The following is a 23038-nucleotide window of genomic DNA, read 5'->3' as shown; positions in this document are numbered from 1 at the left end:
TTAAAGAGATACATTCAAACCTAGTGTATAATATCGCGGCGTAGGACCGTCATTCTGCGGATCCCAATAGTTCCAAACCGGTGCATATACCGCAGCATTGTTGACGTTCATATACACTTTCAGGTTTCTTACTTTAAGTCGTTCTGATACTGTTTTCGGCAGGGAATAGGCCAGCGATATATTGTTCAGACGTATAAAACTATTTTTCCAATAGACATTGAAACTCGTTCCGTTCGCGCCGCTTCCTAAGCGCGCATAGTCGTTGCTCGGATTTTCGGGAGTCCAATACGGTTGAACGTAGGACGTTGAACGCATAAAGCCCACACTTCCGGGATTGTTCTTCGCCTGATTAAATTGTTTTTTCTGACCCCAATTAGAAATCAATTGAAATGAAAAGTCGAAGTTCTTGAACAAGTTAAACTCATTCCGTAAGGACCAAGTAAAACGTGGGGAAGTGTAACCTATAAATTGCTTGTCTTCATCATTATAGACATAATCACCGTTCACATCTTCCAATTTGAAATCTCCGGGACGTATACTTGCTTTTGTATACTTTTTAGCCTCCTCGACCTCATTTTCCTGCCATACGCCCAATACTTTATAATCCCATATTACATCGATATCCTGTCCTATAAACCAACCGTTACCGGGGTCGTTATTTGATGTTGCAAGACGTGAAATCTTATTTCGGTTCAAGGAGAGAATAAAATTGGAGTTCCATTTGATATTTCCGTCGACAATATTGCGACTTGTCAAACTGACTTCGAGTCCTTTATTTTTCACCTCGGCCAAGTTGGAATAAACAAATTGGTAACCTGACACACTGGAAAGCGATTGTTTGACCAAAAGGTCATTTGTCCTTTTACTATACACATCTACTGAGCCGCTGATTCGATCCTTGAAAATTGAAAAATCCAATCCTGCATTGAGTGAGGTGGTTTGCTCCCATTTGAGATTTTCATTTCCCATTCGGGAACCGATCACTACTGTATTGACCTCAGCCGGTGTACCGTTGGCGTCGACTGTCTGGTATTTATTGACCGTCAGTTGCGATAAAGCGGCATAAGGATCGACAGTTCCATTATCTGGATTACGAAGATCCCTGTTACCGTTGATACCATATGAAAGTCGAAGTTTACCGAAATTTAGCCAGGAAAGGTTTTTCATAAACGATTCTTCGGAGAAGGTCCATGCTCCAGCTACTGCCGGAAAAGTCGCTCTCTTACTATTGACTCCGAACACAGAGTAACCGTCCCTACGCACCGATAGGGTCAAATTATAGCGATCCATAAGACTATAATTAACCCGTGCCATCAGGGCGTCACCGGTATATACTTTATCCTCGCTATTGACAGTAGGCAGATTACCACTGGCTAGATTATGATAGCCAAGATAGTCCCCGGGAACAAAACCTTGATTGGCCGCCTGCGTCCACCAAGTTTGATATTTTTCAGAATTTGCCAAAAGGGTTACATCCACACTGTGGATTTCAGCAAATTTCCGGTTCCATTTCAGGAGATTATCGATCTGCCAATTATAACGCGTTTCCTGATCACGACTTGCCGATCCACCAGTAATAGTCACATTGGGATTTGCAGAAGAGTTATGGTTGAAGGTACGATACATATCAATACCGGGACTAAAGTTGAACTGATAAGTAATACCAAAAGGCAAGTTAACTTTTGCAAAGAGACTTGCAAAAAGGGTATTCTGCTTGTTCATCCGGTCATTGTAGGTCATATTTAGAAAAGGATTACGGGCATTCAATCCGCTATCATCTGTCGGAATCCTTCTTAATGTACCATCTGGATTGTATTTATCACCATAGGGCGATAGATTTGTCAACTGTGCCCAGTCGGCCTCAATTGCTCCCTCGTCGCGATCAGCATATTGCACATTGGCCCCCATACGCAGAAAGTTCGTCACCTTACCTTCGAGATTCAATCGCGCCCGAAATGTACTGAATTCACCACCCTCGATCAGATTTTGATTTTTGTTATACCCAACCGACATGTAGTAATTGACATCTTCCTTTCTTCCGCTCATACTCACCGTATGATCCTGACGAATTCCTGTTCTAAAGATCTCATCATACCAATCTATGGTCTTACCCGCCATATAGTTGGCTTTTTCATTCGCCACTAGACCAAGCCTATCTAACCAAATATCTACTGGATCCAAATCTTTATTGCCCCCTGAAAGCCATTGATCAAATGTCACGTCGGAAGGGAGGTTACGCGGATCGTCATAGAAATAGGATGGCCTTGTACCACCAGCGCGCCCCACATCTGCTCGCCATTTCAGAAAACCAGGGCCATCGTAAACACGTTGATTACGCGCTAGGGTAGCTAATCCCCAGTTGGTATTCGCCGTCAACACGGGTTTATCGCTTGTTCCTTTTTTGGTGGTAATGGCAACTACCCCTGTAGCAGCTTTAGCACCATAAACAGCCAATGAGCTCGCATCCTTCAGGACATCTATGGTCTGTATGTCATTGGGGTTAATATCAGAAAGCTGCCCATTGTAGATAATCCCATCCAATACGATCAATGGTGAAGTCGAGGCACTGAGCGTGGTTTTACCACGCACCAATAGATCTCCGCCTCCTTTCGCAGAAGTATTTTGTGATACGCTAAGACCTGCGATATTCCCTTTTAGCAGATCCGCAACACTCTGCGGGTTCTCGTTTTCAAGCTGTTCAGCTTTTACACTTGCAATGGAGCCCGTGACATCCTTTCGGGAAGCGGTTCCATAACCGATGACAACAACTTCGGTCAATTCGGTATTGCCCGAGTCCATGGTTATATTCAACGTTGTCTGTCCATCGACGTCCTGCTCCTTATTCAGAAAGCCCACACTTGACAATACTATCGTAGACTTAGGAAAGACAGCAATAGAAAACCTCCCCTGGTCATCCGTTGTCGTTCCCCCAGAACGATTTTTCAGTTTGATAGATACTTGTGGAATTGGCTTCCCTTGGCTATCCACTACAGTACCGCTGACTGTCCGATTTTGTGCATTTGCCATATAGGTACATGCAAGTACACTTGTAATCAGGAGCGTTAATTGTTTGGCCATAATTTATGGAAATTTAGCGTTCAAATAATTGTTAATTGGGTTATTTATGGAAGCTAAATTAATTCGATCAAATCAAAAAAACAACTAAAATAAAGTGTAAAGTATTGCAAATTAGATAGTTATAAAAAATAATAATACACTTAAATCCCAAGTAATTACATCCTTAACTGATTGATCTACACAGGTTATATCGAAAGGAAATAGCGATTATTAATACGGTATATCAACAAGCAATATTTTTTGATTTTTCTTGTCCACCATTTGGTCTTATTATTTTTAGCGCTCGCGAGAAAAACATAAGCCACAAAAGGCGTTGTTATGATTTACGCAAATTGCATCACTCAATCAAAATGCAGCCGTTCAGGTTTGTTGTATTAAAAAATAAAAAGAATCCCCCTTATTAGTCATTTAACTATTGAAATACTATATTCGCCATAAAAATAATTAACCAATGAAAAGAATATTTTTTATAATGCTTACCCTGTTGGGTCTGCAAACTGTATCGGCCCAAGAAACACCAACAGCGATCTCTAAAGGAAAATGGATGGTCGAAACGAATCTCTCGCCACTTACCGGCCTCTCTACTTCCGGCTTTAGCTTTTATTCCAACAATGGCGCCCGGCTCTGGTCTGTAGGCGGTGAAGCAGGTTATTTTTTCCAAGATAAACTAGCTGTCAAAGCAGGATTAGGTTTCACTGGTCAAAGGTATGCATTCGATTTTGATGGCCAAAAAATCGAATTGAATTCTACACATTCGTTTATTTATAAAGCGGGATTAAAATACTATATTATCAATCAATTGCCCGTGCAGATAGATCTAGGTGGTATTAATAGTGGTGGCGAGAATGCTTTCATTTTTGGAGGTCAACTTGGTTATGCCCTATTTGTAAAAGAAAACATTGCTATAGAGCCGGCAGTACGTTATGATCATGGCCTAAACGACAATGCCGATGGCATCAATGCTTTCAGCGCAAGAATAGGTTTTTCACTGCATTTCTAGAACAATTAAAACAATAAAAAAGGGGAAATGATTCTAATCATTTCCCCTTTTTTATTGTTTTAATCCATTCTTTTTTAATGGATACCTTTAAAAATTCTATTCCACCGTACTTTGGAAAGCCCATTGCCATTTGCGTTCCAGCTCATCCAGGTAAATAATGCTTTTCCGACAATATGATCCTCAGGAACAAACCCCCAATCCCTCGCATCGAGCGAGTTGTGCCTATTATCTCCCATCATCCAATAATAATCCATTTTAAAGGTGTAGGAATCTGTTCGATTTCCATTGATATAAAGCCCATCCGTTTTCTTTTCCAACAGGTTATTTTCATACACCCTTATGGCTCGCTCATAGAGTGGTAAGGTCTGTGCATTCAGTGGAATAGTCATGCCCTTTCGAGGAATAACAAAGGGGCCGAAATTATCATAATTCCATTTGTATTGTGGGTCGTTCGGAAAGGTATTTGCTTGAGCCACTCCCGGTTTTTCCAAGTTCATTTGCATGGATTTGACATTGGACCAAGATTTTACCATGGCTGCCTGGTCTTTTGTTAGAAAGATTAGGTAAACTCCAGGCTGAATTAAAGAGACTTCTATTTCCATATCTTTCAGGCGCTGTTCGTTCAGACCTGTGTCATCTGTGATCACCGTATAATCCATCTGACTTTCCGGGGCTACAAAACCTGGTTGGTCGTTCACAAACAATACTCCTTCTGTCATGCTAATTTTATCCCCGGGCATTCCCACACAGCGTTTAATTAAATGTTCGCGTTTATCGACTGGGCGGGTCTGAATTGTAAATTGTTGATGTACTGCTTCACGCCCCATGCTACGCACCAAGTCATAATAGGGCAAGTCTTGATTTTCGACAGCAACGGTATCACCGGCAGGTGCATTAAAAACGATCACATCATTCCGTTTTATTTCTTGAAATCCGGGCAATCGTTTGTAAGGAATTTTAATGAGTTCGGAGAATGCTTTTCCTCCTACTAATGGCATCGTATGATGTGCAAAAGGAAACGCTATAGGTGTATTTGGAATACGGGGGCCGTAATTTAGTTTACTGACAAAAAGATAATCTCCTATGAGGAGAGACTGTTGCATAGACCCCGAAGGAATCATAAATGCCTCCAATAAAAAACCACGAATCAAGGTTGCAGCGACAGTCGCAAAAACAATCGCATCCGCCCATTCTCGTACCATCGATTTTTTATAGGGATATTTTTTCTTATAGTCTATATACGATTGATGCGCAATTTCCAGTTCAGATTCCTTTGTCGCCACGCGACCTTCGGCATGCGCTGCTTTCAGATTTTTGGCATATAGCCCATTCAGAAATTGCACGTTTTTATCTCTGCCCCAAAGTGGCAGTACGATAAACGGAAGCAGCGCCGCGGCGCAGTTTTCCCAAAATCTTCTTTTTCCAAAACAATGAATAAAATCAAGGTAGAGATTATAAAAGACAAAAACATTGACGATCGGAACAAGCAAAAGGATAAGCTGCCAGGTCTTCTTGCCGAGTATACGCGATTGTATCCACTGACTATAGACGGGAACAATTCCCTCCCAGCCTTTGCGCCCTGCCTTTTCAAATAGCAACCAAAAGCCGTAGGCTGCGACTATAGTCAATACAATAAAGATGATAAGTATCATAAATTCGTTTTAATAAATAAAGAATCGCTCTGTTGATTCCGGAGAGCTCTTCGATTTTTGTAATTCGTTATATCGCATGATGTATTTAATAAAAAGATCATAATCATACTTTTTTTCATTTTCAAACTCAGCAAACAACTCCGGTTCGTCATTGATCAATTTACCAAAAGTAATGGGTCTTTTCTTTTTCACATCACTAAACCACCCATTATGGTTGCTATTGATTTCAATGACCTCGCCAGTTGATTTTTTCAATGCATAAGCATGTTTATATTTATTGACCATGATATTTCCCATCGTACCTGCACCACCACCAATAGCTATGCCGGCCCCACCACTGACCTTCGTTTCCGAAACATAATATGCAATAATTTCTCCATCAGCCAGTACTTCTGCGAAAGTGGGATTTTGATTGAGCCCCTTCTGAATTCGATACATCTTTGGAGATGTTCCAGGCACCACTTCTAGTCCATCTTCTACATAAGAGGGCGCATAAACTTTCTTTTTGGATTGCCAATATACACGATAGATATCGCCCGGCTCAAACGTTAACTTTTCTTTTTGCTGATTCTCAAATTTGAGTTTTTGATCTTTTACAGAGGAGATTTTCCCATAAAGGGTATCTGCATTCATAAGCACTAAGTAGTCTAAATTTTTGGCGACTTCCTGTGCGTGAGCTGTGATCGAGATGCCTACACAGGAAGACAAAATCACGGCAGTTAAAATTGATATGGCTTTCATTGGACTCTGTATTTGTCAATAGCTTATGCACCTATTAACCTATTTTGATTGTATTAATGATATACTTGGCACTCTCCGTCCAAGCTTCATGTAAAACTACATAAAAATATGAAATTCAAGTTCGGCCTTCGGAGTTTTAACGTTTGTTAGCATTTTGTTTTGCTAGGCGCATTCCTACAATATTGCGCAAAGATTTTAGGATCCCTAAAAACGATCTCTAACAATACAAGTCAATACAGCCGTATTTCTTAAGCAACAGCTGTACTGCAAAAAACAAAGCCACATCATTTCTTGGTGATGTGGCTTACCCAATTGCTCATGCAATAAGGTTAACTTTTATATTTACTTTCAAATGCTGTAGATGCTTGATTGACACCATTGCTCATATTTTCAAATGCTTTATTGATATTTTCAAGCAATTCAGACTCTTTAGCAGCATCAGGTGTCTTATTTTTTCGGAGTTCAATCAATTTCGGATAATCCTCTGTAACGATTTTTTTATACCCATTTAAGCCATCAAGAACTGCTTTTTGGAATATCGCATCGCCTTTAAAATCTCCCAGATCTTCGACTTTCTTGATATCATCATTCAAAGATTTTTCCCAATCTGCGCGGACCTGTTCGGCTTTCGTATAATCGGAGCCATTCATGGCGGCATTCATGTCTGTCACATGTTTTTCACTACTATTTATAACGGTAATAATTGAATTGTTGTATGCTGCAGGATCTTTTTCTCCCGAACCACAACTTGACAGGCTCAGAACCGCTGCGGTCATCATGCCCGTAATAAATTGTTTAATCATATTGATCTATTTTGTTGATGTATTTCAGTATTTAATGCTCATTTACACAAAGATAGCCTTCAAAACAACTGAATTTCATCACGGAAATCAGGGATTTCTGCAGCCATTCCAAGCTAAAGGGACATTAACTGATTGCGAAAGTTGTGATTGCCATTACGTTGGTCAAAGCGGTCTGCGAGTTGATCCGCCAGTTTTCCATAATGATTGGCCAATTCGCTTGCGGTGTAGGTATTTTTCCCTTGAAAAAAATTATGCTGATTGCCGAGCTCAAGCATAAAAGATTCATCAGGGCCAAAATTCCTCATGGCTTCACAGATATAGCAGGCCAACTGAAACATGGATCGATTGTCGGGACCATCAGCCCAAGGCAAAAATCGTTCGATCCATTCCTTCGCTTTACCAATATTGGTATAGGAAAAATAGGTTGCTAGTTTAATTGCCGAAATCAAAATTGCGGAGTCCTTTTCTTTCTTAAACACCTCCTTTTCTGCCAGCAGCGCCATTTTATCGGCCTGTTCAGTATCACCTTGCTTAAGACCTTCATAAGCCAGGTTCACTGCCGTACGCAAAGGCACATGCGAACAGGTAAACTGGCCTTCAATTAAAGGTAAGGCTTTATCGACTGCTGGGCTATAGCCATCCTGTATGAGTGTTGCTGATACTTCTGCATCCATTTCACAGGCTTCACAATCGCTCATGTCATCTCTTTGCATAGCATTTACGTTTTTCAATGCGCGCTCGATAGCGACAATATCTTTTTGCGCCAGCGCATCACTCAGCTCCTCATTGTATATGGCACGCTTACCATAACCGTTGCGGATCAATCGTTGTTCAAAGTCGCGCAAAGCCGCTTCAATCTGCTCACGGCTGACAGCAGGATTATCGTATAATTCGGACATCATCCATTTGTATTGCCACAAGAAGTCTTCTTCATTAAAGAGTTCAGGATTTTCATCGTAAGCCTGTAATATCCACGCAAACGCAGGTAATGACTCGGCTGAAAAAGCAAGGTCTATCTCTTCGCTGATTAAATCTAAGCGAAGGTCATATCCCCATTCAATATCTTGATTTTCATCTGCAATCCGAATAGCCTGTGTCAACAGGTTAACCTTTTCCAAGGTATTGTCTACTCGTGCAACCTGATTGCGAAGTTTCTGAATTTTAAGTGTGTACATCTAATTACTCCCTCTTTTTTTTGAGTATATTTACTTTTTAATATATTTTCTATGCAATAAAAGGAAATCCTTACGCGGAGAAGTATACTCAACCGCTTTAAAGATTCACAAAATTATCCAACCCCATGACGATGAGGCTTTTCAAGGCCTCGTTCATGACCTTCATTTCCCGCTCCTGGACAGGGTACTTGCCCAAAATTAGCGCCTGCACGTAAAGCACTTCCATAACTGAACGAAGCATGTAGACATCTTTTATATCCATTAGCGTTTTGATCAACGCATTGTCAGCATTTAAACATAACGTATTCTGGATCTTATTCGGCCTCGATGTCTTGAGTACTTGCGCAAAAGGATTTGCATTTTCCTTTAATTGGCTAATCGTATTTTCTACATTATTTTGCTCCATTTTTGTAAAAATAGCCGGCGTATCAATCGGTTTAAACCGTCTAATTTCAAGGACGCAGCTATAATCGTCTAAAATGCGCTGCACTTCTTTCTGAAAAGAAACATAGTGATTGTGCTCATCTTCATGAATCGGCTGAAACGTTTCCAGGAGCTGATTGGGCGACATCTCTGTTATCTTATAATCGCTATATTTTTGTTTGATCCTGCGGAGCAACTCGGTATCAAATGTGTAGGACGCATTCACAAGAATCATCCCCTGTGTATCGGCCATACGGTCAATCTGTTTGAAATCTTCAAAATCAGCACAGTAATAGAGCTGTTGCTGATGATCAATGATATTTTGAAAGCTTCGTTGTCCGCGATTGGTTTCAAACGGAATATCTGCCAAAAATATCGCTAGAAAGTCCGGATCTTCAAGCGCAAAAGCTTTCAAGTGGAGATAGTGAGTTTGGATAATGCGAATATATATATCGAAATCGATCTTCTTCACCTGTTGCAGGTACGTTTTCAGCACAGCAGCTATTTCTTTTCGCGCCTGCCGTAGTAGATCATTTTTCATCAAAGACTCCCGTGAGGCGGTGGCACTAAGTTCCTCTGTGTTGACAAGCATCCGGACAAAAAAAGCCCAATTTGGCAAAATAGACTGATCTTCTTCAGCGAGAAACATGCGCTTCAAGTAGATACGGTGACGCTGCTTACTGCTAAACTGCGTACGGAAAGGTAAAATATACAACACCCCTTTTGCCTTTCCCGCCGTCGTTTCAAATGGAATTGCATCTAAAAAGTTGACATGAAAGAGTTCTTTTCCAACAGCCAGCAATTCTGCTTTCGAAACTGATGAAGCAAGCCATTGGGGTTCTTCTTTATGAATAATCTTTTCGGTAGCTCCAACTACAATCGAAATGTTTTCTCGCAGCGCATCTCCATAAAACTTGATTTTTTTCTCAAGATAATCCGCTTCAAAGATATAGTTGAATTGTTTTTTAGGGCTTAGGATAACACGTGTTCCGACAGGAATATCTTCAGTAAGCCGCTCGATTTTATAGTCCCCTTCAGCTCTCGCGGTCCAACGTAGAGGCAGTTGTTCAAGGGCCGATTTTGTTTCCACAATTATCTCATCGCTGACCACAAAACAAGAAAGTAGTCCAATACCAAACTTACCAATGAAATCCTGAGCATCCTTAATGTCTTTACTCTTTGAACTCTCACCTATAACCGACAAAAATTGATGAATATCGGTCTCCTTAAGGCCTATCCCATTATCGCTGAACAGAAACTTCGGTTGTTCAATGCTTGGCAGCTCAATCGTTATTTTACCCTGATGCTGTTCATCCAAGTGTTTCAATGCTGTAATTGCATCCACGCCGTTTTGAAGCAATTCCCGAATAAATGTATTGGGATCGCTATACAGGTGCTCGGAGAGCAGTGCGATCATTCCTTTCAGATTGACCTGAAAGGAATAGGATTTTTCTTCTTGCATGTTTTTCTTACTTTCTCGTTTTCTTTGTCAATCGAATAGCTTCTTCATGTCCATTGTCTGCCGCCCTTTCAAACCACTCCAGGGCAAGATCTTCATTTTCTTCTACCCCATCACCCATAAGATAACAGTTGGCCAGTTTATATTGTGCTTCAGCATGATCGGCTTCAGCGGCCTTCATAAGCCATTCTACACCGTCGCGAAGATCCATCGGTATGCCATCTCCTTCCAGCAGCTGAACCGCAACAAAGTAACAGGCATACACATTACCTTGCTGTGCTACTTCCATAAAATACCCATAGGCAGCTGCTTTATCGATCTCGGTACCTACTCCAAAATAATAGCAACGGGCTAATCGGTAGCTCGCCTCCTGATTTCGTCGCTCTGCAGCTTGTTTATAATATCCAAAAGCTTTCGCTGGCTGTGCTTCCACGCCGATACCAAACTCATAACACATGCCAATTCCCTCCGTCAGATAGCCAAGTTTTTCGGCACGCGTGTAGTAATCAAAGCCTTTGTCGTATTCTTCCAGCTGATCATAGTCGAAGAAAAAGTAGTCGCCAAGCAGCAAGAGCGCCTCAGCTACATTTTTTTGCGCGGCCTCTTCCAAAAGCTGAAGACCATGAGCTGCATCCTTTTGCACCAATCCGGTCAAATAGTATCGTCCCAATACATAAGTTGCATAAGGGAACCCCAGATCAGCAGCCTTCTTAATATTTTCCTGTGCTTTAAATGTATCTTGGTTCAATCCATAACCATATTCATAACAGAGACCCAGATCAGTCAAAGCCTGTACGTGATTTCGTTCAGCAGCCTGTTGGTATAAAGCAATCATCCGGTCCAGATTTATCTCCGTACCTATGCCCCCCCGATAGCAGCGCGCCAGTTCATATATACTATTTAACTCCTGCATATCGGCTCCAATTTCAAACGCCGTAAAAGCTGCTTTCGGTTGGGGAGCTCCGGACTGGTGATAATCATTTTCCAAATAAATACCTTTTAAATAATACGCATATGGATAACCAAGCTCTGCCGCACGCGAGAAATAATCAAAGGCCAATTTATAATCCGGTTCGGACTTTAATTCAGCAGCTAAACCCATTTCCGTTAGCGCAGTGGCGTTATTATATCCTGCCGCTTCTTCAAAATAAGGCAATGCAGCGGCCAAATCTGGTTCCTCTCCATGGATACCATATTTTAGGTACCTACCAACCTGATATAAAGCTTGAGGCAATTTATCTGTTGCTGCATCCTGATAGTAAGCAAAGGCGGTTTTGTAATCCGGAGCAACTCCATCATAGCCAGATTCGACCATATTACCCATGCGCAACTTGGCGTAAGCAATGTTTTTTTCCGCCATTGCGCTGAAGCGCCGAAAGGCTAATTTTTCATCCCTTGGGAGGAACCTACCTTCGAGGAGAATTTCAGCGAGTTCAACCTGAGCTTCCACATACCCGTCTTTCTCGTCGAGCAGACGTAATAAAGATAGTCCCTTTTCGATGTCCTGCACAGCCTCCTGATAGAGATACAGACAGGCGAGACGATAACCCGCATAATTATTATTATAGTCGTATGCTTTCTGAAGATACCACAGCGGTTCTTCGAAATCCTGTTTTTCCTGATTGTTGTTGGCCAGTGCCTGAAGTTTGATAAGTGCAATTTGCACCGCGGCGTCCATCATTCCGTATTCAAACAGTTCTCGATATTCCGGTACAAGAAGCTCCTGTTCACCTATGGAAGCCGCCTCCGCACGTTTTATTTCATTCAGCACAAATCTGCAATAACGAGATTCAGCCATCGTGATACCCTCTTCCAGGGCTTCCAAGCGTTTGCTCTTATCCTCTTTACGCGCATAGTAAAATTGGAGCGCCTCATAATAATGGCGCAGTATTTTCCTTTCCGGAGATTGCTTGAGCAGCTGAATACGGTCAAAGACTTCTTCATATTTATCGGTCCAGACATCAATATGGGCAGCATATGCAATTCCCCAAAGATATCCGCCCAAAGCGAGTGCATCCAGTTCGGCCTTGGCGATATCGCGGTCGATATCGGCCAGCAAACCTAAATAATTGTAGTATAGATAAAGGGGTCTTGCCCATTCAACCCCAGCATCGATGCCTCTCTTCAAATAAAGGGAAGCCTTTTCTTTCTCTACCACATGTCGGCGACATAAAATATGCTGTAAGCCAAGCTCCACCCATGCATGAGGATTGATCGCAGCATAGCGCTCTAATATTGTTCGTATTTTATCGATAAAAAAGGTATAATCCTCTTCGTTCAGATATACGTTTACGGCAAAATCAGTTCCTTTTTCAAATAATGCATCATAAAGTGCAGCCGCACTGGACTGCTCCAAGTTGTGCTCAAAATAAATCAGGACATCAAGCCATATATCGGGCGTAATTCGTTTCGAAAGGTCAACTGTCAATTGATGTTCAGCCGATTGCAATGCGGCAACTTTAATAGAATATTCTTCACTTAACTTCATATATCATCGTATGTACTACTTGTAAAACATGCTTTTTATACTCTTTAGGCGCCAAAAAGCAACAAAAACTTTGCCACTGTATCATACAGTCAATTCTGTTTATTATAATGCAACTATATTGCTTTTAAAATCTTTTTACTTATATTTGTTGCAACTTAATTGCAATACATATTAATTGTAATACATATTGATTGCACTGATTACTCTTTACGAATCGAATCCACATAGATGAATAGGTATATCATTTTTTCACTTATCGCAGCACAACAGCTATTTTTCCCATGTTATGGACAGGAGAAGAATATCGAGCTTGAAGAAGTAAAAGTTGGAGGGCGACGTTATCACCGGGCAGCAGAAGGAGCATTATCGATCCAGCTATTAACTGCCGACTCTATACAAAAATACCAAGCAGGTAGTTTAATGCAGACATTAAGCAGACTTCCCGGTGTCAGTGCCATAGGCATAGGTGCCAATCAGTCTAAACCGCAGATTAGAGGGCTCGGATTTAATCGTGTGGCCACGGTAGAAAATGGCATTAAACATGAAGGCCAGCAATGGGGGCTGGATCATGGATTGGAAATCGATCAATTCAGTGTGGGGAGTGCCGAGGTACTAAAGGGGTCCAGCTCATTTCTGTATGGCTCAGATGCCATTGGCGGTGTCATTCGGCTATCACCGCCAGCGGAACTACAGGAGACAGGTTTTAAGGGGCAGTTTAACCTATTGACAAAGTCAAACAACGCGACTTTTGGCGGATCGCTGCAAACACAGGGCCGAAAAGGAAATTGGGTATTTGGAGGAGGATTCACGCATCTGGAATATGGCGATTACCGTGTCCCCACAGATACAGTCTATGTTTACAATTATGCGGTACGTCTGAAAGATCGGCATGTTCGCAACACTGCGGGACGAGAGACACATTTTCAACTACGTGGCGGATATCTATCAGATCGTTTTTCTTCGATTTTCTACCTGAGTAATTATCATACAAAGTTTGGCTTCTTTGCCAATGCGCACGGCTTGGAACCAAGGGACGTAGATACAGCACTTTATGACAAATCCAGTCGTGACATTGGTTTCCCAAGCCAGACGGTCAATCACCTGAAGCTTATTAACCGCAACTTTATCGATCTGAATACGCATAAGCTTTGGATAGACCTGGGCTATCAGAAAAATTACCGGCAAGAATATAACAATTACACCGCGCATGGTTATATGCCACCTGTTTATCCAAAAGATATGACTATCCCAATCAATTTGGAAAGGTTATATGACAAACAGGTCTATAGTATCACTGTAAAAGACCAATTTGAGTTGGCCACACATCGACTTACCATTGGTGCAAATGGAGAGTATCAGGATAACCGGATTGATGGTTGGAGCTTTCTCATCCCCACTTTTAGCCAAAAAGCAATGGGCCTATTCGTTTACGATCAATACAAGATCGCGGACGAAACCATGCTATATGGGGCATTGCGTTACGATTACAGCCATATTCAGACCTCACCGTATCAGGATTGGTTCGAATCACAGCTGGAAGATAATCAGTCGGGCAGAATAGTCCGGGCTTCGGCCCTCAGTCGCCGTTTCAATAGTCTGGTTTGGTCTATAGGAGCGGCACATCAATTCGGAGATCTGGAAACAAAAATCAATGTAGGAAAAAGTTTCAGGGCCCCCATTGCACAGGAGCTCGGCGCCAATGGTGTCAACTATCACTACTTCAGTTATGAAAGAGGCAATCAATCATTGTCTCCCGAACAGTCCTACCAGCTGGATTTATCCTTGACCTGGAGTCCCCGAAAAGTCTTTGTCGCCTTTACACCATTCTTTAATTATTTTTCCAATTATATCTATCTCAATCCCACGTCAAGCTACGATCAATATTATGGTGCCGGCAATCAAATCTTTGAATATATGGAAAGCCGTGTTCGCCGTTATGGAGCAGAATTGAAACTCAGCTACCAGCCTCTGAAACAATGGAAAGTAGAATTATTGGGTGAATATGTTCGATCGGAACAACTATCGGGTGCAAAGAAAGGATATACACTTCCTTTCTCTCCGGCACCTTCAGCTGTGATGGACATCAGCTGGACAGCAAAAAATAGCAAACATTTTAAAGAGACCTACCTTTCCGTCGATTGCAAATGGACAGCAGCGCAGTATCACGTTGTTCCACCAGAAGAGTCCACAGCAGATTATCAAGTCTTCAACTTCCGGGCAGGAACACAACTTCGATTTTCGGGATCTGTCCTCCAATTACGCTTACAGGTTCAAAATCTCTTTGACAAGAAATATATGGATCATACCAGCTTTTATCGGCTGATCTCTTTGCCTGAACAGGGAAGGAATTTTATTCTATCCATTGGAGTTCCCTTTGGGAAACAGTCCCGATCATAAGATTATTAAAACTAAACCCTTTGCTCCCTATAAACAACCGTTGAGCAATATACGAGCATCGCAAGCTCATGAATATCGCTTAACACATACACGAATGAATAAAATTTATATATGAAAACACTTCAAAAATACACACTTATTACAGTGTTACTTGCCATGACTGTTGCCTGTAAAAAAGATAAGGAAAGCATTGATACCGAAAAACCGACCATCGCCATCGATTCGGAAACGGCTTTCCCAAAACAATGCAGCACAATTAAACGAGGCACAAGTTTTACTTTCCACAGTAAGCTATCCGATAATGTAGCGCTCGGGAGCTATAGTATCGACGTACACCATAATTTTGACCATCATTCGCATAGTACAGAAATCGGCGAATGCACTGTTGAAGCGATCAAAACTCCCATCAAGCCCTTCACCTTGGTCAAGACAGTCAATATTCCGGGGCAGCCACAGCAATATGATGCCGAATTAAAAATCGATGTGCCAGCAGATATCGATCCAGGTAATTATCACTTTATGATTCAGGTGACTGACCTGACGGGATGGAGCAGCCAGAAGGGAATCAGCATCCGTATACTCGAGTAATACCATACATATTTATCAACTCAATTTAATTAAATCCATTTTACATGAAAACTAGAAACATTCGCTTCTTCTTCCTGTTAAGTACAATTCTTTTAGGCTTCCTATCGTCCTGTAAGAAAGATAACGAAGAAATTCCAGCACTTGCAAAGCCCCAGATAGGCACACTTGAAATCGGCAGTGGCAATAACAAAACTGTCCAGGCGGGATCAGATCTACATCTTGAAGGCGATATTGTTGCCGAAGCACTGATTGCTAAAATCGAAATTGAGGTTCATCAAGAAGGTGGCGGTCAGTATAAGTTTACAAAAGCCTATACGGATGGGAAATACATTGGCGTGAAAAATGCAACATTTCATGAACACATCGATGTTCCTGCTGATGCTCCCGCCGGGGCATATCATTTTCATTTTACCGTAACCGACAAAGCCGGAAATGCGACTACAGCTGAATCACCGTTGACTATACAAGGTTCAGATGCCAAAGTTGCTTATAAGCTTGTATTTACGGAAGTAGCCGGCGAAGCCCATGGAGACCATTTCCATGATCTTGCCGAGAAAGAAAAGGTAGAACCAATTGCTATCAGCTTTGATGAGAAGGGGACAGCATTGGCTGGAGGACATGCTCACCTCAATCCTGCAGGTATCTATAAAATTGAATTAAAACAATTTGATGCTTCTTCAAAAGAAATTCAGGGCCAATACATCAGCAATAAAGCAACTGCAGATTACTACAAAGCATTCCTTACGGGTGGTTCTTTTGTTTTAAATCCGAATAGCAGTACAGGAAATGGTGCGATCTTTCAAACGAAAGAAACGACCTACGGTGATGGCTCTGCAGTCAACGGAGCAACGGAGACGACAGGGATTATCACTTATTTTACGGCAGGAAAAGATAATGAAGGCGAGAAAAATGTATTCTTTATACTTCGCAAGTTTAACGATGCCAGCACAAAGGCAAAAGTTACCCGTACTGACTGGAACTTATCGGATTATGCCACTAAGTTTGCTGGTCAAGACCTCATAAAGCTATCTTTTGAAATCCACGCAGAGCAAGGAGAAGATTAGTTAGCGCAATAAACTCAGCTTACTTGCCCAAAAGAACCTTCATGATTTCGCCGCTATGAATGCGTGTAAAATCATGAAGGTTTTATTTGTACAGAAATATCGGCTTAGTCCCTTACTTTCGTAAGAACATTTCCCTGTGGATCGAGTACCAACTTCCACTCCTCTTTTCGACTTTTCACTTCAAACGCATAACTCACTTTCTGCTCGGCTGCAATCTTTTTTGCGTCTTCAATGCGATATCCCGGAAAATCTCTTTTCACCCGGTCCAGCACACTCTTCGGTAATTCTCTTTTGTTTATTTCAGTCTTGTAGCGCAAAAGTTTTCCGTTATGCTGAAACCAAGCTTCCTGGTCAATGCCAAATAAGCCCGTTTCAAACTCCGCTTCATAAACATTCCCCTTCAATTCCCAATCTACTTTTTTGGCTTTTGGAAATTTCTGCTGGAAACTATTCACCACGACAGCGGGAACTTGACTTTGTGGTATATCTTGAGCAATAGCTCCTGTGGTTGTCAGTGCAAGTACGAAAGCACTCCAGATTAATTTACAGTTCATGATTCTATTTTTTAGTGTACTACAAAGTAAAAAAGCGAATCTGTAAAGATTTGGGAACACATGCCTGCTCCTGGAATATTCTCTAAGGGACCATATTGAGCTGAAAGCTATGCTGATTGTTTTCATAATGGTAGACGATTGCAAAACTATAGAGGTGACAGATGGCCTGCACAATGGCAAGCCCCAAGCCAGTACCTTTGGATGCTGCATCTGATTTATAAAAACGGGAGAATACCAGGTTAGCATCCAACGCAGCATGTGTACTCGTATTGGACACGGCCAGCCCTTTGTTCGTTATATGGATATTCACCTCGCCGCCCAATCTATTGTGGAACAAAGCATTTCGTAGGAGATTTGATACCACTATATTTGCCAAAGCACCATCCATTTGTACACTCAGCTGATCTTCTTGTACAACATTGATTTTTACCTGTTTAAATTCAGCAATAGCCTCAAACTCCGCTACAATATTCAGCACAAGCGTATTGAACGAAAGATCCTCATTGTGCAGAAATTGTTTATTCTCAATTTTACTCAACAGCGACAAGGATTTATTGAGGCGAACAAGCCGCTCGGCAGTTGCTAATACCGCTGCAACAGTCTCAGACTGTTCCTGGTTCAGCCCCTCTGTTTCCGCCATGATTTCCAATTTGTTGATCATAATGGCCAACGGTGTCTGTAATTCATGCGAAGCATTGCCGATAAATTGTTTTTGCTGTTCATAGCTTTCCTCGTTATGGCGAATTAAGGTAGCCACTGCAAGCTGTAGATCTTTAAATTCTTGGATCTGCGTATCCATAGTAGGCTTCTCCTTGGTTTTGCCTAAACGAAACCGTGTCAACTGATCCAAGAAAATATATAATGGTCCCCATAAACGTTCTATTACGACTTTATTGATGGATACGATACTGATGACCAACAAAACAAATAAAATAACAACAGAATAAAAGAGATTCTTGATTAGATCGCTTTCTTCGATCATCGAGTTGATGATCGAAAGTTCATAATAATGTCCTTGATGTTCAAATGCTGTCGTCAACATTCGGACTGGTTCCAGCTCCGGTTCGGGATCATCATCGTCCTGCATATACAACATGGTGTCCTTATAAACGTTTTGCATCTTAAGAGCTTGTTCTTCGGAGATCTGGCGCACCTTATAGTTATTTATCCCAAACTCTAAATCTGGAGCTACGGTGGGATTGCTAGAAAGTTCCTGGATAATGAGCCGTTTTTGGTTTTCGAGTTCTTCGTCGATATTATCGTGGATCACCTCCAACATAAATAGATAGAACACTGTTGACCAGAGGGCTATGACCACCAACACGGAGATAGAAAGGTACTTTAGTGTTTGGTTGGCTAATCTCATTTTTCGACAAGTTTATAACCGATTCCATATACCGCTTCAAAATCCACATCAGCATGACTAGCCAAGAATTTTTTGCGCAAGTTTTTTATCTGTGAATAGATGAAATCAAGATTATCCGCCTGGTCCGTATTATCGCCCCATACATGTTCTGCCAGCGCACTTTTGCTGACCAGTCTATTTTTGTTCAATAAGAAGTAGTTGAGCATATCGAACTCCTTCCGATTTAAAGGCACAGGCTCCTGTGCAATAAATAAGCAGCGTTCATTGAGATCCAGCACGATGTTTCCCATTTCCAATGTATGCTTACCTTCCCGTTGTTTCCTTCGTAACACGGCTTTAATCCGTGCATTCAGCTCAGCAATATGAAAGGGTTTTGTCAAATAGTCATCGGCTCCAAGTTCGAGTCCCTTTAGCTTATCGTCCAAAGAATCCTTTGCGGAGATAATGATCACATTATCGGACTTACCCTCATTTTTGAGCTGATCGAGGATCTGCAAACCATTGCCTCCAGGCAGCATGATGTCGAGCAGGATACAATCGTAATCATAAACAGCGACTTTCTCAAGGGCTGATCCATAATCAGCGGCAGTTTCTACCGTATATTCTTCCTTAAGTAAAGATGCCTTCACAATTTCCCTTAAATCCGCTTCGTCTTCAATAACCAATATTTTCATCTTCTTAATTCTATTTAGAGGAAAACTTGTGTAAACAATAGTAATCTGTCCATGCTAAATGACAATTTACATACACAATTGTTTATGACAAAGGTACCTTGAATTTGGGAAAGATTTAAGAATACACTGCTAGCCTCCTATTTTAAGCTGACATCCAGGTAAACCGAATGACGTCCGTAAGTATCATAAAAAGGTTTATAAAGCACATCATCAATGTAAAATTCCAATGTTTCGGGATTCCCTTTAATAGACTTAGCAATATCCTTTGCGTCTAAGGTTACTTTACGCCAGTCCTTTCTTGCTGCAGGTTCCTGGGCTGCCAATAAGATTGGCCCATAAAACAGACTCGCAATATTGGGCTGATCCATAACAGGGTCCAGATGAAACTGAAATGGCATTTTAAGGTTAATCACATCGCCATCTTTCCAGGTACGGTTTAAGGTCAGGTAAGTACCCGGCTCAGCTTTAATTTTTTGATCGACTCCATTTATTGTAACAAAAAATCCCTTTGTTGCCCAGCTTGGCACCCGCACATGAAGTTCAAATTTGCCATTCCCCCGTATGGTCAGCGCTGTTTGATCCGCTTTCGGAAAACTGGTTTGTTGCTCGACGCTGATTCCGCGTTCCGTCCAGTGTAAGGTAGAAGGAATATACAGGTTGACATACAGCGACTGGTCATCTTTGCTTTTAAAATAGATTGTATTCTGCAATTTAGTACTGCTCTCAATAGCCGTACCATTACAGCAGGTAAAGCCTTTCATATTGGCATTTCCAAACTGCTTAATAGATCCTGCGCGTAAAGGCACATGATACGTGTTTGCTGGACTATTTTCTGCAACAGAAGCTAAGATATGATTGTATAATCCACGTTCATAATAATCCATCAACTCTGCGCGCTGATCGAACATAAACAAGTCACTTGTCAATTTCAGCATGTTATAGGTTGCACAGGTTTCGTTCTGCCCGCCTGCAGAAAATCCATTTTCATATAATGTCGCCGGCTGGCTAATAAAACATTCGGCATTGGCCGGATTTCTGGCCCCAGCCACACCACCGATACTATACATATAATCGTTGGTGGCCTTATACCAAAAGTTGTCCGCGATTTTATAATATTGGGGCTCATTGGACACCCGGTATAGCTCCATGCTACCCACAATTTGAGGAATATGCTGATTGGCATGTAAGCCCCTAAAAGTATCTACATTTTTGGCCAGTCCATGTGTGTGCGCGGCATTGCCGTAGAACATATCAATATTGTCAAATAAGCGGGCGGTTTTTAAATAGTTCTCCTCACCCGTTATACGATATAACCTTGCCATCACTTCATTCATTCCCCCAAATTCACCCGCGATATACGTATTCCACATCTTGATTAATGTTTCTGTCGGGACTTTATTTAAACGTGTATACACCCAATTGCCCATTCCCTCTGCGATCTCCAATGCTTTTTTATTCCCACTTACCTCATAAACGTCCATCAGACCGGCCAGAATTTTATGCAGGGTATAATAAGGTGCCCAAATCTGGTTCTTCTGCCCTCCATATTTTGCGCCATGTTCAAGCATAATAAACTGATCCGGGGGATAGGCACTGATAAAACCAAGTCCCCAGTTCCAATAATCTGTACGGATTCCTTCGTCACTCAGGTCAGAATCATAAGCTGATTTACCGGGGCCATAAGGTACCGCAGCAGGATCCGCAATAGAAGCCTGTCCCGCTTGTCTCGGCGTACCCGACAACTTTGACAAGGAATAAAGCACGTTGACCATGGTATCCATCTTCCCCAAAAATTTTGACTGGAGTACCTTATCATAGCCTGTACTCGCATAAGCTTGTGCAATTGCCGTCAGGTAATGTCCTGTAGCATGACCGCGCAGCTTGATATCCTGGCTGTCCCATACCTCCAAGGGCTGCGCACCGATCGGTTGTGTTTGCCCAAAGGCGTGACGAAACATATAGAGGAATGAATTGGGATCCGATTTTACCAATGTATCAATGAATTTATTGCGATTTTCAATAAACTTCGTTTGATGCTGCTTTACATCTGTATTAAGGGAAACCTGATCCAAGTGAAATGCGTCCAATTTTAAGCTATGCATCTTGGACTTTACCTTCCCTTTGACTGTAATGATGGCTTTGGGTTTCAGATCAGTCCCGGGAACACGCCCCGTGACGGTGTAAGCTGTTTGCTGCGCGACGGCACTATTGTCGGTTGGTGCAGGCCACAACACACGCACTTTTGGTCCCACCATACCGTCTTTATATGTACCGACGACATAACTCGGCAATCGTGGCAGCTCGCCTACCTCTGTTTCTACCGTGACATCTGCAACTCCGGTTAAAAAGGCATTATAAAGCTCTGCTTTGTTCATTGGAAATCGCGGTAAGTCATCCTCAGCCTTACCTTTAGAAGTAACATCTTCACGCACACCTTTCAGCGCATTTCTGTACACCATGCCGATCTGGTTTCGATTCAGTGGCACACGATAAATGCGAAAATCATGCAACAGTGCATTTAAACTTACATTTCCATCCAACAGGGATTTTCCAATGTATAGTGTCCTCTTACTACCTGTCTGTCCAAAAACCTCGGTCAACTCCTGTGGGATACCTTTAACTTCTCCGGTAGGCATACCATCTAAATACGTTTGCATGGTCCCCGTAGCAATATCAACCACAATGGCCAAGTGCACCCATTTGTTTAAAGGCACTGCCGAAGAGACCGCATTTTTTACTTCGGCCTTCTTTTGCGCGATTATCCCCATATAGCCATTTTGTAGCGCTGTACCTGTTGGTGTTCCAGCAAAATGCCTGGTGATATCTTGTCCAAAATCGAATAAATACTGGCCAGATTGCGCTGCACGTAAGTACATCCAGCCTGTAATGCTGATCGACTCGATATCAGCGAGTACTTGCGGTGGAAGTACGACAAAATCGTCCTTTCCTCCAGCGAGAGAAAGCACCTTTGTAAATTGCTTATCTGACACAAATGACGCTTTTGTCCCTTGGAATTTACCATGTAGTCCATTGCGCGACCAATCCTTAAAATCCCCATCAAAGACGTAACGGGCCACCATGCCTGTCTCTCCAATACCATCCAAGATCTGATCCCCACCCTGTGCCACAGCTACAGCGGTCGTTTTGATAAAAATCGTAAGAATTGCCGCAAAATATATCGTATATCTTTTCATATCGCTATCTTTTATTCGCTAATGATTTATTGTTTAAAGATCACCTTCTAGCCAGGTAAAAGCTATTAACGTATCCTTTTTCCTTGATTGTCTTCAAAAGATGACAATCAAAAAGAAAAGCAATGCCTATTAATAAGCTTCCAAATTAATAAGCTTCCAAAGTCGAAGAACATTTTCCGCATTGCTGTCTATTTGACATTTATAAAATTAATGACTCTACATCATTATACATAGGTTTATTTTAGCCGATATTCTCCAGATTTTAACTAAGGTGTATCGCGTCGACTGCCGTCCATGGGGCCACAACCCCTCCCCCCCCCGTAGGAGCGGTAAAAAACGCCAATATATTACGAAGATACAAACATGCGCAAACTCAGCTCGC

15 protein-coding genes are annotated in these 23038 nt (G+C 41.8%); 4 read left to right on the top strand and 11 right to left on the bottom strand.

The window, feature by feature from the left end:
- Positions 1–3078 (bottom strand): SusC/RagA family TonB-linked outer membrane protein, encoded by a 3078-nt coding sequence (locus M2419_RS16605; RefSeq protein ID WP_259255406.1) that lies wholly within the window; start codon positions 3076–3078, stop codon positions 1–3.
- Between the two features lie 451 nt (positions 3079–3529).
- Between M2419_RS16605 and M2419_RS16600 the strand changes: the two genes are divergently transcribed.
- Positions 3530–4078, top strand: coding sequence for an outer membrane beta-barrel protein (locus tag M2419_RS16600; protein ID WP_153848040.1), 549 nt, complete (start codon positions 3530–3532; stop codon positions 4076–4078).
- Between the two features lie 74 nt (positions 4079–4152).
- On the opposite strand, the gene lepB is transcribed toward M2419_RS16600, so the two are convergent.
- The 6 genes from lepB to M2419_RS16570 all read right to left on the bottom strand — a co-directional run bounded on the left by lepB (position 4153) and on the right by M2419_RS16570 (position 12819).
- Positions 4153–5730, bottom strand: a complete 1578-nt coding sequence (gene lepB, locus M2419_RS16595; protein ID WP_153848039.1) for a signal peptidase I — start codon at positions 5728–5730, stop codon at positions 4153–4155.
- A 9-nt stretch (positions 5731–5739) separates the two neighbouring features.
- On the bottom strand, positions 5740–6471 hold the full coding sequence (locus M2419_RS16590; protein WP_153848038.1) for a hypothetical protein: 732 nt from the start codon (positions 6469–6471) through the stop codon (positions 5740–5742).
- Between the two features lie 329 nt (positions 6472–6800).
- Entirely contained in the window at positions 6801–7274 is a 474-nt protein-coding gene (locus M2419_RS16585) for a hypothetical protein (protein ID WP_153848037.1), read from the bottom strand.
- A gap of 113 nt (positions 7275–7387) precedes the next feature.
- Complete coding sequence (locus M2419_RS16580; protein WP_153848036.1) at positions 7388–8449, bottom strand: hypothetical protein; 1062 nt, start codon at positions 8447–8449, stop codon at positions 7388–7390.
- 97 nt (positions 8450–8546) lie between these two features.
- Entirely contained in the window at positions 8547–10334 is a 1788-nt protein-coding gene (locus M2419_RS16575; protein WP_159730381.1) for an HSP90 family protein, read from the bottom strand.
- Positions 10335–10341: 7 nt separating this feature from the next.
- On the bottom strand, positions 10342–12819 hold the full coding sequence (locus M2419_RS16570; protein WP_153848034.1) for a tetratricopeptide repeat protein: 2478 nt from the start codon (positions 12817–12819) through the stop codon (positions 10342–10344).
- 228 nt (positions 12820–13047) lie between these two features.
- Here M2419_RS16570 and M2419_RS16565 point away from each other — a divergent pair, with 228 nt between their 5' ends.
- From M2419_RS16565 to M2419_RS16555, 3 genes are all read left to right on the top strand, one after another.
- Positions 13048–15216, top strand: a complete 2169-nt coding sequence (locus M2419_RS16565) for a TonB-dependent receptor (protein WP_153848033.1) — start codon at positions 13048–13050, stop codon at positions 15214–15216.
- A 111-nt stretch (positions 15217–15327) separates the two neighbouring features.
- Positions 15328–15804: a DUF4625 domain-containing protein gene (locus M2419_RS16560; protein WP_153848032.1), complete on the top strand. Its 477-nt coding sequence runs from the start codon at positions 15328–15330 to the stop codon at positions 15802–15804.
- A gap of 44 nt (positions 15805–15848) precedes the next feature.
- Positions 15849–16868 (top strand): DUF4625 domain-containing protein, encoded by a 1020-nt coding sequence (locus M2419_RS16555; RefSeq protein WP_259255405.1) that lies wholly within the window; start codon positions 15849–15851, stop codon positions 16866–16868.
- Between the two features lie 104 nt (positions 16869–16972).
- On the opposite strand, the gene M2419_RS16550 is transcribed toward M2419_RS16555, so the two are convergent.
- From M2419_RS16550 to M2419_RS16535, 4 genes are all read right to left on the bottom strand, one after another.
- The gene (locus M2419_RS16550; protein WP_153848030.1) at positions 16973–17422 is read right to left on the bottom strand and encodes a PepSY-like domain-containing protein; all 450 of its coding nucleotides are present in this window, start codon (positions 17420–17422) and stop codon (positions 16973–16975) included.
- An 82-nt stretch (positions 17423–17504) separates the two neighbouring features.
- On the bottom strand, positions 17505–18788 hold the full coding sequence (locus M2419_RS16545) for a cell wall metabolism sensor histidine kinase WalK (protein WP_153848029.1): 1284 nt from the start codon (positions 18786–18788) through the stop codon (positions 17505–17507).
- On the bottom strand, positions 18785–19462 hold the full coding sequence (locus tag M2419_RS16540; protein WP_153848028.1) for a response regulator transcription factor: 678 nt from the start codon (positions 19460–19462) through the stop codon (positions 18785–18787). Before M2419_RS16540 ends, M2419_RS16545 begins: the two co-directional genes overlap by 4 nt.
- 137 nt (positions 19463–19599) lie before the next feature.
- Positions 19600–22656 carry a beta-L-arabinofuranosidase domain-containing protein gene (locus M2419_RS16535; RefSeq protein WP_259255404.1) on the bottom strand — a complete coding sequence of 1019 codons (3057 nt, stop codon included), beginning with the start codon at positions 22654–22656 and terminating at the stop codon, positions 19600–19602.
- Positions 22657–23038: the final 382 nt, after the last annotated feature.

The sequence above is a fragment of the Sphingobacterium sp. BIGb0116 genome (assembly GCF_024808035.1).
In the GTDB taxonomy this organism is placed as follows: Bacteria; Bacteroidota; Bacteroidia; order Sphingobacteriales; family Sphingobacteriaceae; genus Sphingobacterium; species Sphingobacterium paramultivorum.
Note: the sequence above shows the minus strand (reverse complement) of the source record. Positions and strands in the feature narration are given on the sequence as shown.